Raw genomic sequence first — 14,499 nt, forward strand, 5'->3', positions numbered from 1 at the left:
CCCAACTATCACGAGTTACTGATAGTTGGGGCCAAAGCCTGACGTTGTGTAACTGGCGGTTAGGCAACCTGCCCGGTTCCGCTGCTCAGCCACGATCCATACGACAGGAAGCTCTCCGGCAGTCGGCGGTGGGCCGCCTCAAGTCCGGCATACGTCTCCCGCACGGTGGGGTGGTACTTAGCTTGCTGCGGGGCCGCCTTCCGCGCCTGAAGAAGGCTCTTGAAGGAGCCTTCCAGATCATTGGTCCACATCTGCGCGCGAGCGACCTCGGCGTAGTGGTGGCTCGTCCTGGACCTGGGCCAATTCTGAGGGATGGTGAGGTCAGTGGTGGCCTCGACCGCTTCGCCGTACTGGTCGAGTTCGGCGAGAACAGAGACGCGGTGAACCTGAACGTTAGTGGGGCCAAAGGTGAGGTAATGGACCTTGACTGCTTCCCCGGTCATCCCGGCGATCCGCTCGGCCTCTTGCAGGTGGGACAGTGCCTTGTCCTGGTCGTGTGCGCGGCCGGCCATCACAGCGCCGCCGAGGTGGAGCTGTCCGGTGACGACTTTGCGTTCATGGGATTCATCTGCCTGCCCGAGCGTGGACAGTCCCCTTGCGACGAGGCGCTGGCCGATCTCGAACTTACCTTCCCGCAGGTAAGAGAGCGCGCGCAGGTACTGATTCATGCCGCCGAGGACAGCATCGGATCCTCGCTGCGCCGCCCAGTCCATGCGGGCGAGTGCGAGCTGGGCGAGGTCTGAGAACCCAAGCTTGGTAGCCACGTCGTAAGCCGTGCGGTAGAACGACGCGAGCGTCAGCCACCCCTCCGTGCTCTTCAACGAGTGGGCCGCAGTAGTGCCCTCCGTGATCAGACCAGCGACGTTGCTGGCGGCCTTCTTGATCTCGCCCGCGCGAACGGCCACCAAGAGGGCCTCGGCGTCGTCGCGTAGTTCCTCCAGTCGCCGCGGTCGGACATCCGGGTCGACCCCGAGGTCATAGACGTCCAGGGACTCCCTGATAGGCCTTATCAGAACGTCGAGTTCGTCGGCCCTCAAATCGTCGGCATAAGGCTGGCCCACCACCGTGGCGACCTCGATTCGCAGGCCGCGGGCGAAAGCTGCGATCACGTGGGGGGTGGCAGCGATGACACCCTGCTCTGTCTTCGTGTACGTGCTGTACGGGATTCCCGTCAGGTCCGTGACGGCCCTTTGAGTGAGATGGCGTTCACGGCGCAGCCGCGCCATGCGCACGCCGATGTGGTCTTCGGGCAGAGCGTGCATACTGGCTCCTGTTCTGCTTCGACACCAGAACGGTACCCCGCGATCGGCTTCGCGGGGCGCGGCGGAACCCCGCTCCTCCCCCGTGGAGCGGGGTTCCGCCGTTGGCGGCCCTCGGCGAAGAACGCCAGGCCGCGAACGCTGTCAGAGCCTGTGACGTGATCATTCGCAAGAGCCTCGCGCGGGTCTGTGTAGGGGTCCCTGACCGATGACGGGTGTCGATGTCTTCTAGCCATCGAGGACGGAATGGGCTGCCTCAGTCCACGTCCGGCGCCTGGGTGCCGTCGGATGCGGTACTGGTCCCCGAGCGCCCAGGCGGTGGGCCGGCAGGAAGCGCTGAAAAATGCTGGCAGCTGCGAACGCAGCCGACGGATGGGTGCTCGCGATTGACAGGGCTTTCCCATAAGCGGCGTTGGCCTCGTACTGCAGTTTGCGCGCACGGTAGAGGTCCCCGATGTCGATATACACCAAGCAGGAGGACCGGTGGTCCTTTTCTGCTTCATAGCACGCAAGCGCTCGGCGGAGTTGTGTCTCGGCCCCTGTGTAGTTCGCCTGCTGAAGGTCGGCAAGACCGAAGTACCGGTAGAGTTCAGCTATGCCGTGTGTCGCGCCGAGCGCTTCGCCGCGGTCCCGTGCCTGTGTGAGCAGTTTCTGACCTTCACTCTTCTCACCGTTACGGATGGCGAGGACGCCGAGCCGACGCAAAGTCCCGACGATCTCGGCCTCATCGCCGACCCGGCGGAACGCGGTCAGGGCCACGTCAAAATACCGCTGTGCCTCCGTGTCATCGCCCGCGAGGACCCAAAGGTCACCAATGCCCCGCTCAATGCGGGCCGCGTCCGCGGACCCCGTGCGGACCCAGCCGCGCGCCTCCTTGTAGAAGAAGTGCGCATCCGACCACCAGCCAAGGTCCGCCATCGCCCGGCATATCTGGTCGTTGACCAGCAGGGCCTCACGCAGTTCGCCCGCCTCCTTCAGGTGGTGGCGCACCTGCAGCAGCGCGGCGGTCGGGCTTCCAGGCGCATCGTCACCTCGCCAATAGGCCGCGGCACGCAGGTGCGCGTCGGCCACATCAGCCGGCCACATCCACAGCAGAAGACCAGCCAACCAGCGGTCGACGAGGTAGCGGTCGTCCGCCCGGGCGACCAGGCCCGCTGCACAGAGGCGGTCCAGCGCGGTGCCGAGAGGCACACCGGAGTCCGGTGCCTCGAACGCATCGGCTCCGACCGGCTTTCTGAACACCGCTACATCGAGCAGCAGCCGCCAGTCAGCGTCCATGAGGAGATCGGGCAGACCAGCCACATCAGCTGCCTCGTCGATGGCAGACTCAATAAGTCGATCCACCGTGCCATTCCCAACCAGCGGCCCCTGACTGGCCCGCATTGCGACCCGCTGGTAAATGCCCGGATGTCCGCCGACCGCCCGCAGGATTCGGCTCTGCGCGTCAGCATCCAGGGTCGCCAACCGTCGGGCGAGCAAGCGCGCCTCGACAGGGTGCAGAGGTCCGACTTGATGCCGGTGTATTCGCGGGGTACCAGGAAGCGCGAACCGCCGCCGGGCGGTGAGAACCAGCGGCGTCGTCGGCGTGAGCTGGGTCCAGGCGGTGAAGAACCAGGAGAGTTGCTCGTCGGCGAGTAGCCAGTCGGCTTCACCGGGTGTCCTCGGTGGCAGGAGCGCGGCGTCGGGCACATTGGCGAGCAGCAGTACCGGGCCGTTTTGCAGCACCGGCCGAATTGCGTCGAGGTAACGGAACCAAGAGCCGACGCCTAGCCACGGAGCCAGACCCAACGCACCTGCGATGCAGTCAAGGACACCGCCGACGCCTCTGTCGCAGCGGACACGGACAATCTGCGGCGCTCCAGACATCCGTTCGGCGAGCGCATTGGCCAAGCTGCGCACCCCGCTGCCGCCGAGGCCGTGCAGCATTACGTGCGGCTCCTGTGACTCGAGGACTCGCTTCAACGTACGGAGGTTGGCGCGTCGACCGACGAAGGGAATACGGGCCGTTCGCTGGGTGACCGGCCGCTCGGCGGGCATGTACAGGGGGCCGGGATCTGCACCGGCGAACAGCGTCGGCACCCACCACTCCACCTGTGCCCAGCCCGGTGCCGTCCGCTCGGCCTGCGCTCTCGCCTGTTCCAGGTCCTGGCGGGCCTGGGTGAATGCCGTCAGCGGATCGACGGCGGGGTCTGCGGCAAGTAACTGGTAGAACATGCCCGCGAGTTGGGTCGCATAGAGGTCATTTACCGAAGCGGTCATAGCCAGGACGGTCGGTACCCCGTGCCGGATCAGTTCCCTGGCCATCCCCCGGAACTCATCTGAGTCCTCGCTACCAGCCTTCATGCCCAACCCTGTAGAGCACGCCGAAAGTACGACGAGGGGTGGTACGTGTCCGGAGGACAGCAAGGATGCGGCGAAGCGGGCGGTGGACACGTAGTCGGGGTAACCCTCGTCGTCCTCCAGTACCAGCAACCCGGGTGCGGCGTGAGCCGTCACGTGCAGAACATGGAACGTTCCACTACGCAACCTCGCTTCGATCGCAGCGAGGGAACCCCACTCCTCTTTCTCGAACTCTGCTCCCTGACCACCGTGCACCGCGGGATCGGTCGCAGACAGCAGCCGGTCGACCTCGGCCTCGTAGTCCAACCGCGTCACGCCGCCGAGCTCAGGGCTGGCGACGACGGCGAGGATCCGTAACGGCCCAGCAGTCGGCACCGTCGCCATCTGGGACCGGGCCGACAACGCGCGGAACACCTGCACCCGCCGGTCGAGCGCGAACGGCTCCGACTCCCCTGGCAGTACCGTCATCTCCCACGGCAGGTCGGCAAGGACGGGGTCCTCGACCTCGACCGCGAGTCGCAGCACTTCCCCCGCTCGCAACGCCACACCGAGAGCGGCGCCGACGTCCCCGGCGAGGAAGTACTCTCCCAGCCGATTGCCGAGCCGGTCGAGGGCTGCCACATATCGCTCGACCGGCTCGTCAGTCGCTACTGTGCCGACGCCTGCCCTGCGCCGCGCCTTCGCCACCGCCCGCAACTCCGCGTCGATCTCGGCCCGTTCCCCGCCTGGGCGGTGCCGCGACATCACGCCGACATGCTCGAACGCCACCTCGTCGGCGGTGATGCGCAGCCGCGCGGGAACACCCATATACGCAGACTAGAGTCACATGCCGTGATCTGACCCCATTTTGCGACAATCGAGCCAGACCTGGGTGATCAGCCGTCATGGCCCTCGGCCCCCGCTGACCGATCAACCTGCCGAATGCAGCGGACGGACGGCTCACCGCGCTCCCGCTCCCGACGCCGCTCGTTCGTCTTCTCCTTCTGCGAGCAGCCAGGGCATCGTGCCGGGCAGCCTCGCGGCCGTGATGGGTCTGTCAATCGAGCGGTGTAACTGGGGTAGTTGGGGTTACTGACGGGCTGCAGAGAGGCGGCCGGGGAACAGGAGCCTGTGGCGAGGGGCGGGGCTTGCCGGCGGGCTGGCTGCGAGCGGCGTCTGTGGCCGGCGTGGAAGTGTTCCTCTGGTGGGCAGGGTGGCCGCCCGGTGTGACCGGCATCGGCGATCGCTCCTGGGGCGGGTGACGGACGGCTGGCGGATTTGGATGGTGGCGCCGTGCCGGGCATTGATCATTTTAGGTGGTTTGTCGGTGCCTGCTGCTACAGCAATTCCTCGTCAGAGAGCTGAGGTTGACGGCCCGCGATGACCCGGAGGAGGAAGCGGTGGACAAGGCACCTGAGGAGTACCACTTCGTTCGGCGGCACCTGCGGCGCAACCCGCGCCCGCAGGGCAAGAAACTCAGCGGCTGACTGATCGCCGGGCTGATCGCCGTGGTCTGGTTATGGGGGCAGGTCTTCGGCTTCGGCGCGTCGGCTTCCGGCAGCACACCCGCGCCCGGGCCGTCGGCCACCCTAGCGACGCCGGCCCCCGCGGGGCATTGATGGGCCGCACCACGTTCCGGGTGCGCTGCCCACGCGGCCGGGCCGAGCAGCTGGCTGCCTGCACGGTGGCGGCGGCTGTGGGATGGGTGGTGGCGCGAGCGGCGGTAGCGGCCGGTCAGGCGGTAGTGCGGTGGTGGCCGCTGCTCGCCGCGGCGGCGGCCATGTTCGCGGTCTGGGGGCTGTGGCGTGCGGTGCAGGCGGGCCGCCGCCGGCGGGAGCAGGCCCAGCGCCTGGCCCGGCTGCGGCTGACCTTGGCGGACCTGGACGCGCTGGGTGACCGGGAGTTCGAGTACGCGCTGCGTGATCTGCTCATCAGGGACGGGTGGACGGCCCGGCAGGTCGGCCGTGCAGGCGACCAGGGCGCGGACGTCATCGGACGCCTGGTCGTCCAGGCCAAACACACCCGCGTCGGCTCTCAGGTGATGTACCAGCTCAAGGGAACAGCAGGGCCCGCCCACGGCGCACACGCCGCCGTCGTGATCACCAACGGCCCTGTCACCCGCGACGCCAAGGAGTGGGGCCGGCGTCACCACATCGGCTGGGTGGACAGAGACCGCCTGGCCCAGTGGGCCCAAGACCCACTCCGGGCACCTCTCCCCGTCTTCGGCACCGGCCCTTGCACCGCTGCCGTTTGCCAGCGCCGGCTGCCGGGCCCGACGGATGGGCTGTTTTGGCCCTCTGCCCAATGTGCTCGCCGCACCTTTGGCCGATCCGTACAACCGTGGGTCTTCGCCCCTCCGCATCATCAAGGGCCAGACAAAACCCGGAGGCGGAGGAGCGGTGTGATGGGAAGTGTGGGGACCCGGCCATCGGCCGGACAGGAGAGAACACGTACCGGCCGGCTCACCCGGCGGCAGGCCATGGGGACGCTGGTCGGAGAAGCGGCGGCGAGCCCCCTGAAGCGGACCATGGGCGTCGCCCAGCTGACCCTGCTCAGCGTGGGGGCGACCCTCGGCACCGGCATCTTCGTGGTGCTCGGGCAGGCCGTGCCCGAGGCGGGGCCCGCCATCGTCGTCTCCTTCGTCCTCGCCGGAGTCACCGCCCTGTTCTCGGCGCTGTCGTACGCCGAGCTGGCAGGCATGATCCCCGGCTCCGGATCGTCCTACAGCTACGCCTACGCCACCCTCGGGGAGCTGGTCGCCTGGGTGTGCGGGTGGTGTCTGATCCTGGAGTACGGGGTGTCGGTGGCCGCCGTCGCCGTGGGCTGGGGGCAGTACGTCAACGAGTTGCTGAGTCTCGTGTTCGGCGTGACCCTTCCCGACTCGCTGAGCGCCCCGCCCGGCACGGGCGGCGTGCTCAACATTCCGGCCGCCCTCATCGTCGTCCTCGCGATGGTGGTGCTGCTGCGCGGCGCGAGGGAGAGTGCCGTCGCCAACACCGTCATGGTCGCCGTCAAGATCGCCGCGCTCGTGCTGTTCTGCGCGGTCGCGTTCACCGCCTTCCGGGCCGGGAACTTCCATCCCCTCTTTCCTCTCGGCGCCGCCGGGATGAGTTCCGGAGCGGCCTCCCTCTTCTTCTCCTACATCGGCTTCGACGCGGCCTCCACGGCCGGCGAGGAGGCCCGAAACCCGCAGCGGGACCTGCCCCGCGCCATCATCCTGTCCCTCGTCCTCGTCACAGCCCTGTACGTGCTCGTCGCAGTCGCCGCGCTCGGCGCGATGCCCTGGAAGCAGTTCGCGGGGACGGAGGCGACGCTGAGCGAAGTGCTGGTGCGGTCCGTCGGCGGTGGGAACCTGTGGCCGATCCTGCTGTCCATCGGGGCCGTGGTCGCCACCACCAGCGTGGTGCTGACCGTGCAGTACGGGCAGATCCGTATCCTGTTCGCCATGTCCCGGGACGGCCTCGTGCCCCCGCTGTTCTCCCGCGTCCACCCGCGCACCGGTGTGCCCCGCGCCAACACCGTGATCGTCTCCTCGTTCATCGCCGTCCTCGCCGCCCTCGTCCCGCTCGGCAGCCTCGCCGATGCCACCAGCATCGGCACACTCTTCGCGTTCATGCTGGTCAATCTGGCCGTCGTGCTGCTGCGTCGGCGCAGCCCCGATGCCCCGCGCTCCTTCCGGGTGCCGTTCTCCCCGTTCACCCCGCTCCTCGGGGTCGGCTTCTGCGTCTACATGCTGGGCAGCCTCGGCACCGACACCTGGGCGGCGTTCGGGGCGTGGATGGCGGCCGGGCTCGTGCTCTACGGCCTCTACGGCATCCGGCACTCCAGGCTTGACCGGCAGCAGGACCTCGCATGACCCACTCCCTGGACCTCACCGCCGGCGTGGTCACCCTCACCCGCGCCCTGATCGACCTGCCGTCCGAGAGCGGCCGGGAGGCGGAACTGGCGGACGCCGTGGAGGCGGCCCTGCGGGCGCTGCCCCACCTCACTGTGGGGCGGGTCGGCAACTCCGTCGTCGCCCGCACCGGTCTCGGCCGCCCCGAACGGGCACTGATCGCCGGGCATTTGGACACCGTCCCGGCCGCCGGAAACCTGCCGTCCCGGCTCGCCGACGGCAGCGTGCACGGGCTCGGCGCCTGCGACATGAAGGGCGGGGTCGCCGTGGCGTTGCGGCTGGCCGCCGGGATCCTGGAGCCGGTCCGCGACGTCACGTACGTCTTCTACGAGTGCGAGGAGGTCGAGGGCGACAGGAACGGGCTCGCCCGCATCGGCGCCGAGCGCCCGGCCCTGCTCGCCGACGCCGGCCTCGCGATCCTCATGGAACCGTCCGACGCCGGCGTCGAGGCCGGCTGCCAGGGCACCCTGACCGCCGACATCGTGGTCGAGGGCGCCCGCGCGCACACCGCCCGCGCCTGGCAGGGGGTGAACGCCGCGCACAAGGCAGCCCGGGTGCTGCAGCGGTTGGACGACCACACGCCCGAGCGGGTGGTGATCGACGGGCTGGAGTACCGGGAGGGGCTGAGCGCGGTCGCCGTGCGGGCCGGGGTCGCCGGGAACGTCGTGCCCGACGAGTGCGTCGTCACCGTCAACTGCCGCTTCGCACCGAGCCGTTCGGTCGAGGAGGCGGAGGCGTACGTGCGCGGACTGTTCCCGGAGTACGAGGTCCGCGTCACCGAGGTCGTTCCCGGGGCCCCGCCCCACCTGGACCGGATCGGCGGGCTGGCCCGCGCGCTGGGCGCCGAGCCGAGGGCCAAGCTCGGCTGGACGGACGTGGCCCGCTTCGCCGCGCTCGGCGTGCCCGCACTCAACTACGGCCCCGGGGACCCGTCGCTCGCCCACACGGCCGGGGAGCACGTCCCCGTCGAACATCTCGAGCGGTGCGAGAGCAGGCTCAGGGCGTGGCTGAGCTGAGCCCCGCGAGCGCCCTCAACTGAAGCCACAGCAGCAGTCGTTCGTCGGGGTCGTCCAGGTCGACCCCGGCGTGCTGCTGCAGCTGCCGGAGGCGGTAGCGGCAGGTGTTGGGGTGCACGGCGAGGAGTCGCGCCGCGCCCGCCATGTCACAACCGGCGTCGAACCAGCAGACCAGCGTGCGGGCGTACTCCGTGCCGTGCTCGGTGTCGTACGCCAGCACCCGCCGCCACGCCCCCGCGTTCAACTCCCGGTGTTCGCGCATCACTTCGGCCAGACGCAGCAGCGTGACCCGGGGCCGGACCTCGTCCACGGTGGCCACCGGCAGCCGGGCGTCCAGCACCCGCAGCACCAGGTCGGCGTCCGCCCGCGAGCCGGGCAGCCCGGCCGCGCCCGGCACGACCTCGCCCAGCGCCGCCCGCACCGGCACGCGCAACGCCTGCCCGGCCCGAGCCACGATGTCCTCGGCCAGCTTCCTGTGCCGTTCGCCAAGACCGGGCAGTACGGCGTACACCACCCCGTCGAGCAGCACGCACGCGTGCCGTCCGTAGCGGGCCTCGCACTGCAGGCGCACGACGTCCAGCAGGCGCAGCGCGGTGCGCTCGGCGTCCGGGACACTCGCGGCGGAGTCCAGGACGAACGCGGCCGCCCGGGCCGGCCCGCCGACGCCCAGGCGGGCGGCGGCCGTCGCCGGGTCCGGTGCCGTGCCGTCCAGCAGGCGGCGCAGCAGGTCGCTACCCCGGTGCCGGGCCAGCTCCCGGGCGGCACGCGCCCGCAGCAGGAGCAGCGCGGCCGTGGTGGCGCCCTGGGCAAGGGTGTCCTCCGCGTCCGGCGCGAGCGAGCCGCCGTCGACCACCCACACCGAGCCCAGCGTCTCCCCGCCGGCCCGTACCGGCATCGCCAGCCGGGGCAGGTCCGAGCCGGTCAGCGCGGGCAGCCGCAGCGGCCGGTCGGCGGCGAACAGGCGCCGGTACTGTTCGGTGTTGTCCGCGCTGGCCGGCACCTGGCGGCCGAGGATGCCCTGCCGGCGGTCCTCGTCCACCGGCTGCCCGGAGACGGTCGAGTAGGCGAGGATCCGCTGGCGTGGGTCCTCGATGGCGGTGGCGCCGCCGGTGGCCGTGGCGATGGCGTCGGCCAGCGCGAACAGGTCGCCGAGCCCCAGATCGGCGGTGGCCGCGGCGGGCCGGGCGGCGATGGCGGAGGCCAGCAGCAGGTGGACATGGTGCCAGGCGGCGTCCTCGGCGACCGACAGCAGCGCCACGCCGTGGTCCTCGGCCTCCGCGACCGGGCCGTCGGCCCCCCGCACCACCACGCCGGTCAGCTCCGCCTGCGCGGCCGCCCGCAGCAACGGGCCCGCGTCCGCCGCCCGTGTTCCGACCGCCAACAGCAGCGCTCCGGGCAGCCGAGGGAGCGGGGTGTGACCGTCGTAGAGCAGGACCTCGGTGACCGGCGCTCCGCAACCGGCCCGGGCGGTGTGCAGGCGCAGGGTGGGGCCGCCGACGACGTCCAGAAGATCGCCGAGGGTGCAGGCGTCCATGGCGGGTCCTTGGGGAGGTGATTGGCTGATGGTGAAACGACAGTACGCATCCGTTGGCCGCTCCCACAACACTGCGGGTGCGTCGCCTGGCGACACTCGTGCCATGACAGCAGGAGTCACCATCCGTACCGTCCACAACGTCACGGGGTTCGCGGCCGTGTCCGACTACTTCAGCGACGTCTGGCAGACCCCCCGCACCGCCCCGCCCTATCCGCCCGAGGTCCTGCACAGCCTGGTGCATGCCGGGGGTGCCGTGCACGCGGCCTACGACGGCCCGCGCCTCGCCGGGGCGTCCGTGGCCGTGCCCGGTCCCGAGCGCAGCACGTACTCGCTGGTCGCCGCTGCCGACCGGGGGCTCGGACGGCAGGTGAAGCAGGCCCAGCGGGACTGGGCGGCCGGGCTCGGCGCCCGCACCATGCGCTGGACGTTCGACCCGCTGGTCGGTCGCAACGCCCGCTTCAACCTGGTCAAGCTGGGTGCCGTCGGCACGGAATACCTGGTCGACTTCTACGGCCCCATGGCTGACGGCGTGAACGACGGTGACGAGAGCGACCGGCTGACGGTGACCTGGGATCTGACCGCGCCGAGCGAGCCGTCCGGCGTCGACAGCCACGGGCCCGTCGTCCGCATGGCTCCGGACGGCGGCCCGCTCGCCCGCCGGGACCCGGACGGCCGGCACCTGTGGTGCCGCGTCCCCGACGACGTCGTCAAGCTGCGCGCCGCGGAGCCCGCCCTGGCGCTGCGCTGGCGGTACGCCGTGCGCGAGGTGTTCCTCGATGCCTTCCAGGAGGGGTTCCGGGCCACCGGGATGTCCCGCGACGGCTGGTACACGCTCTCGCACGAGGAGGCAGCGGCGTGAAGCTCGAACGCGTCGACATCGTGCACGTCGCGATCCCGCTCGTGACCCCCTTCCGCACCTCCTTCGGCACGATGACCACGAAGGACACCTTCCTGCTGCACGTCGTCACCGACGAGGCGGAGGGCTGGTCGGAGTTCGCCGCCGACCCGGAGCCGCTGTACTGCTCGGAGTTCGTCGCCGGAGCCGAGATCGTGCTGCGCGACTTCCTGCTCCCCCGGGCGGCCGCCCTGCCGCACCTCACCACGGCCGCACTGGCCCCGGCGCTGGCGAAGGTCAAGGGGCACGAGCTGGCGAAGGCGGCCCTGGAGACGGCGGTACTCGACGCCGAGCTGCGGGCCTACGGCATGCCGCTCGCCACCTACTTGGGCGCCGTACGGGACCGAGTGCCCGCCGGGGTCTCCGTCGGCATCAAGAACTCCGTTGCCGAGCTGCTGGACGACGTCGAGCGCTACCTCGCCGAGGGCTACGTCCGCATCAAGCTGAAGATCGAGCCGGGCTGGGACGTCGAGCCCGTCCGCGCGGTCCGCGAGCGCTTCGACGCCGCGCTGCCCCTGCAGGTCGACGCGAACACGGCCTACACCCTCGCGGACGTGGAGCATCTGCGGCGGCTCGACGAGTACGGGCTGCTGCTGATCGAGGAGCCGCTGGAGGAGAACAACCTGCACGGCCACGCCCAGCTGCAAAAGCGGCTGCGCACCCCGGTCTGTCTGGACGAGTCCCTGCACCACGCACGGGACACCGCCGCCGCGATCGCCATGGACGCCTGCCGGGTGGTCAACGTTAAGCCGGCCAGGGTCGGCGGCTACCTGGAGGCCCGCCGCGTCCACGACGTGGCGCAGGCGCACGGGGTGCCGGTGTGGTGCGGCGGCATGCTGGAGACGGGCATCGGCCGCGCCCCCAACCTCGCTCTGGCCGCCCTGCCCGGATTCACCCTCCCCGGCGACACCTCCGCCTCCTCCCGCTACTTCGCCGAGGACATCACCGAGCCGTTCGTCCTCGACGGCGGCCATCTCCCGGTCCCGGACACCCCCGGCATCGGCGTGGAGCCGCTGCCCGGGGCCCTGCGCCGGTTCACCAGGGAGCGGCGGCCCCTGTACCCGGCATGAGGCGATGCCCAGGCGGCCCGTCAGATCGATCCCGTGCTCTCGCGGCTCACAGTTCCGGCGTTCATCGACTGGGACCTTTCTACGGGGGGCGCGCGTGTCCACGACATCGCTCATGTCTGCCGGCACCCTCCATCACCTGCCCTGTCGGGGCGGGCCCCGGGCGTCGCGCGCTTCGGCCTGTCGGGCGGGACGGCCTTTCGGCGGTTCACCGAGTGGACCGAGCCTTGCTCGTCGCGGGCAAGGTGGCCGTGTACCCGTGTCCAGCAGGTCGGTGTCCGCGCTCTCGGGGCCCCATTCCATGCATTTGTGCAGGGTCCGCTTGCCGGCAACGGTGCTGCTGTCGGCTGGTTCTAAAACATAGGGGGGCACCGAGAAGGTGGTGCAGGTGGCATCTTCCGCAAGGCCGCCCTCGCCGGGCGGTCATTCGCCACCCCCGACGACATCGCCCAGGCCACGACCCTCGCAACCGACCAGCTCAACTCCCGTGCCTGTCCCTGGATCTGGGGTCGAACCGCACCACCAACCCGCTCTCTACGACGCCGATATGTGTACCTCCTTTGAGGAATGCAGCACTAGTAGTGCCTGGTCAGGTCCACTCGCCGGTGGCGTGTCCGTTTGATCGCTTGTTCCGTTGACCTGTTGTGATGGGTGGGGAGCTGGCCGCGGTCCGGTGTGATCTGGAGGACTTCGCGGCGGAGATGTTCGAGCCGTTCGCGCGGGCGGATCAACGCCGGTGGGGAACGGTCTATCTGCGGGGCCTGCTGCTGGACGGGCGGCGCAAGCCGGTGGAACCGATGGCCGCCCGCCTGGGTGAGGACGGCAACCGGCAGGCCCTGGCGAACTTCATCACCACCAGCCCGTGGGACGCGGCGCATGTCCGCGCCCGCCTCGCCTGGCGGATACAGCACGTGATCAAACCGACCGGGCTGATCGTGGATGACACCGGCTTCCTCAAGGACGGGGACGCCTCGGCGTGCGTGGCCAGGCAGTACACCGGCACCGCGGGCAAGGTCACCAACTGCCAGGCCGGGGTGTCCCTGCACCTGGCCTCCGACGATGCGTCGGCTGCTGTCGACTGCCGTCTGTTCCTGCCCGAGAGCTGGGATCCCGCCTCGCCCAAGGCCGATCGATCCGGGCAAGGTGGCCCGCCACACCACGTGCGGCATCCCCGCCGACGTCGGCCATGTCGAGAAGTGGCAGCTGGCCCTGGACATGATCGACGAGACCAGGTCGTGGGGCATCGACGTCCCGCTCGTCGTCGCCGACGGCGGCTACGGCGATACCGCAGCCTTCCGCCTCGGCCTGGAAGAACGCGGGCTCACCTACGCCGTCGGCATCTCCACCACGACCACCGCCCACCCGGAAACGGCACGGCCGCACACCCCGCCCTACGGCGGCCGCGGCCCCAGGCCCCAGCCCACCTACCCCGAGGCGGCCCAGACGGTGAAGAAGCTGGTCATCGAGGCCGGTAAGCAGGCCGCCCGGCCGGTGCAATGGCGGGAAGGATCCCGGCCCGGCAGCGGCCGCAGCGGGGTGAAGCGCATGTACTCGCGGTTCGTGGCCCTGCGGATCCGTCCCGCCGGACGCGAGATCCGCAAAGCAGCCGACGGCCCGGAACTGCCGGTGCCCTGGCTGCTGGCCGAATGGCCCGCCAACCAGCCCGAACCCGTCCAGTTCTGGCTCTCCAGCCTGCCCGCCGACACCCCGCTGGCCACCCTCGTGCGCACCGCGAAACTGCGCTGGCGCATCGAGCACGACTACCGCGAGATGAAGCAGACCCTGGGACTTGCCCACTTCGAAGGCCGCACCTGGAGAGGCTGGCACCACCACGTCACCCTGGTCTCCGTCGCACACGCCTTCTGCACCCTCCAGCGCATCACCCGGTCCCCAAAAGGGACGGCGCCGGCCTGAGCCTCTACAAGGTCGCCCGCGAACTGCAGTTACTCCTCGCGGTCTGGACCGGCGCCTGCCCCACCTGTCAGCGCGACATGCCAGAGCCGATATCCACCTGACCAAGCACTACTAGACAGTTGGCCTCTCGCCGCTTCGGCGCTCGGAGATCACATGCCTGAGCTGAACGACGCCCGTCACGACGGTTGCGATCAGAGACCCTGTGACGATGACAGCCAGGCAGGCAAGCATCGGATTCACCCAGCTTGGAACTAGGTCATACGAGGCGTTGCACATGTTATGCAAAGGGAACGGCCCCGAGGGCTGCGGACCAATCCCCTGCCGGTAGCTCTCGTCAAAGCGTTGTCCCTTCCCGAGAGTGCAAGTCTCCGCCACGTCAAGGCCACCGGATAACGCTCCCCACAACCAGGTAGGTACGAGCACCGTGCCCGCGACTATCGAAGATCCGCACCAGAAGCCCGGGTTCCACCGAAGACGAGCCTTACCGAAGACCTTCATGACCTTGCCCTCCTCCCCATAGGTGCTGGACACCTGAATCTAGTGCTCTGACCCCGGATATGTTCGCCGGGCTGCGGCCGGGGCTGGTCTGGCGCCTATGGG

Annotated in this window: 8 protein-coding genes and 2 pseudogenes; 6 read left to right on the forward strand and 4 right to left on the reverse strand. The window is 69.9% G+C overall.

Features of this window, described 5'->3' with window-relative positions; all coding sequences use genetic code 11:
• Positions 1 to 59: 59 nt before the first annotated feature.
• The 3 genes from ACFY01_RS38960 to ACFY01_RS38970 form a co-directional block, all read right to left on the reverse strand.
• Positions 60 to 1,262 carry a helix-turn-helix domain-containing protein gene (locus ACFY01_RS38960; protein WP_390740517.1) on the reverse strand — a complete coding sequence of 401 codons (1,203 nt, stop codon included), beginning with the start codon at positions 1,260 to 1,262 and terminating at the stop codon, positions 60 to 62.
• A gap of 225 nt (positions 1,263 to 1,487) precedes the next feature.
• Positions 1,488 to 4,406 (reverse strand): CHAT domain-containing protein, encoded by a 2,919-nt coding sequence (locus ACFY01_RS38965; protein WP_390740518.1) that lies wholly within the window; start codon positions 4,404 to 4,406, stop codon positions 1,488 to 1,490.
• 906 nt (positions 4,407 to 5,312) lie between these two features.
• Positions 5,313 to 5,510 carry a hypothetical protein gene (locus ACFY01_RS38970; RefSeq protein WP_390740551.1) on the reverse strand — a complete coding sequence of 66 codons (198 nt, stop codon included), beginning with the start codon at positions 5,508 to 5,510 and terminating at the stop codon, positions 5,313 to 5,315.
• Between ACFY01_RS38970 and ACFY01_RS38975 the strand changes: the two are divergent.
• The 3 genes and pseudogenes from ACFY01_RS38975 to dapE all read left to right on the forward strand — a co-directional run.
• Positions 5,449 to 5,706 (forward strand): annotated as a pseudogene (locus ACFY01_RS38975) (restriction endonuclease); the annotation flags it as partial. The gene ACFY01_RS38970 and the pseudogene ACFY01_RS38975 sit on opposite strands and share 62 nt — an antisense overlap.
• 276 nt (positions 5,707 to 5,982) lie before the next feature.
• The gene (locus tag ACFY01_RS38980; RefSeq protein ID WP_390740548.1) at positions 5,983 to 7,434 is read left to right on the forward strand and encodes an amino acid permease; all 1,452 of its coding nucleotides are present in this window, start codon (positions 5,983 to 5,985) and stop codon (positions 7,432 to 7,434) included.
• Positions 7,431 to 8,489: a succinyl-diaminopimelate desuccinylase gene (dapE, locus tag ACFY01_RS38985; protein WP_390740519.1), complete on the forward strand. Its 1,059-nt coding sequence runs from the start codon at positions 7,431 to 7,433 to the stop codon at positions 8,487 to 8,489. The genes ACFY01_RS38980 and dapE overlap by 4 nt, the downstream gene beginning before the upstream one ends.
• Here the strand turns inward: dapE and ACFY01_RS38990 are convergent.
• Positions 8,470 to 10,023: a PucR family transcriptional regulator gene (locus ACFY01_RS38990; RefSeq protein ID WP_390740520.1), complete on the reverse strand. Its 1,554-nt coding sequence runs from the start codon at positions 10,021 to 10,023 to the stop codon at positions 8,470 to 8,472. The two genes, dapE and ACFY01_RS38990, sit on opposite strands and share 20 nt — an antisense overlap.
• Positions 10,024 to 10,126: 103 nt before the next feature.
• Here ACFY01_RS38990 and ACFY01_RS38995 point away from each other — a divergent pair, with 103 nt between their 5' ends.
• The 3 genes and pseudogenes from ACFY01_RS38995 (at position 10,127) to ACFY01_RS39005 (ending at position 13,899) form a co-directional block, all read left to right on the forward strand.
• Entirely contained in the window at positions 10,127 to 10,882 is a 756-nt protein-coding gene (locus ACFY01_RS38995; protein WP_390740521.1) for a chorismate synthase, read from the forward strand.
• Positions 10,879 to 11,988 carry an o-succinylbenzoate synthase gene (gene menC, locus ACFY01_RS39000; protein WP_390740522.1) on the forward strand — a complete coding sequence of 370 codons (1,110 nt, stop codon included), beginning with the start codon at positions 10,879 to 10,881 and terminating at the stop codon, positions 11,986 to 11,988. Before ACFY01_RS38995 ends, menC begins: the two co-directional genes overlap by 4 nt.
• A gap of 644 nt (positions 11,989 to 12,632) precedes the next feature.
• A pseudogene (locus ACFY01_RS39005) lies at positions 12,633 to 13,899 on the forward strand (IS701 family transposase).
• Positions 13,900 to 14,499: the final 600 nt, after the last annotated feature.

Origin of the sequence: Streptomyces sp. NPDC001480, from assembly GCF_042894725.1 — a bacterium.
In the GTDB taxonomy this organism is placed as follows: domain Bacteria; phylum Actinomycetota; class Actinomycetes; order Streptomycetales; family Streptomycetaceae; genus Streptomyces.

Coding starts and splice junctions, on each gene's coding strand:
- ACFY01_RS38960 (WP_390740517.1), bottom strand. CDS start 1,262: ATGCACGCTCTGCCCGAAGACCACATCGGCGTGCGCATGGCGCGGCTG.
- ACFY01_RS38965 (WP_390740518.1), bottom strand. CDS start 4,406: ATGGGTGTTCCCGCGCGGCTGCGCATCACCGCCGACGAGGTGGCGTTC.
- ACFY01_RS38970 (WP_390740551.1), bottom strand. CDS start 5,510: ATGAGCAGATCACGCAGCGCGTACTCGAACTCCCGGTCACCCAGCGCG.
- ACFY01_RS38980 (WP_390740548.1), top strand. CDS start 5,983: ATGGGAAGTGTGGGGACCCGGCCATCGGCCGGACAGGAGAGAACACGT.
- dapE (WP_390740519.1), top strand. CDS start 7,431: ATGACCCACTCCCTGGACCTCACCGCCGGCGTGGTCACCCTCACCCGC.
- ACFY01_RS38990 (WP_390740520.1), bottom strand. CDS start 10,023: ATGGACGCCTGCACCCTCGGCGATCTTCTGGACGTCGTCGGCGGCCCC.
- ACFY01_RS38995 (WP_390740521.1), top strand. CDS start 10,127: ATGACAGCAGGAGTCACCATCCGTACCGTCCACAACGTCACGGGGTTC.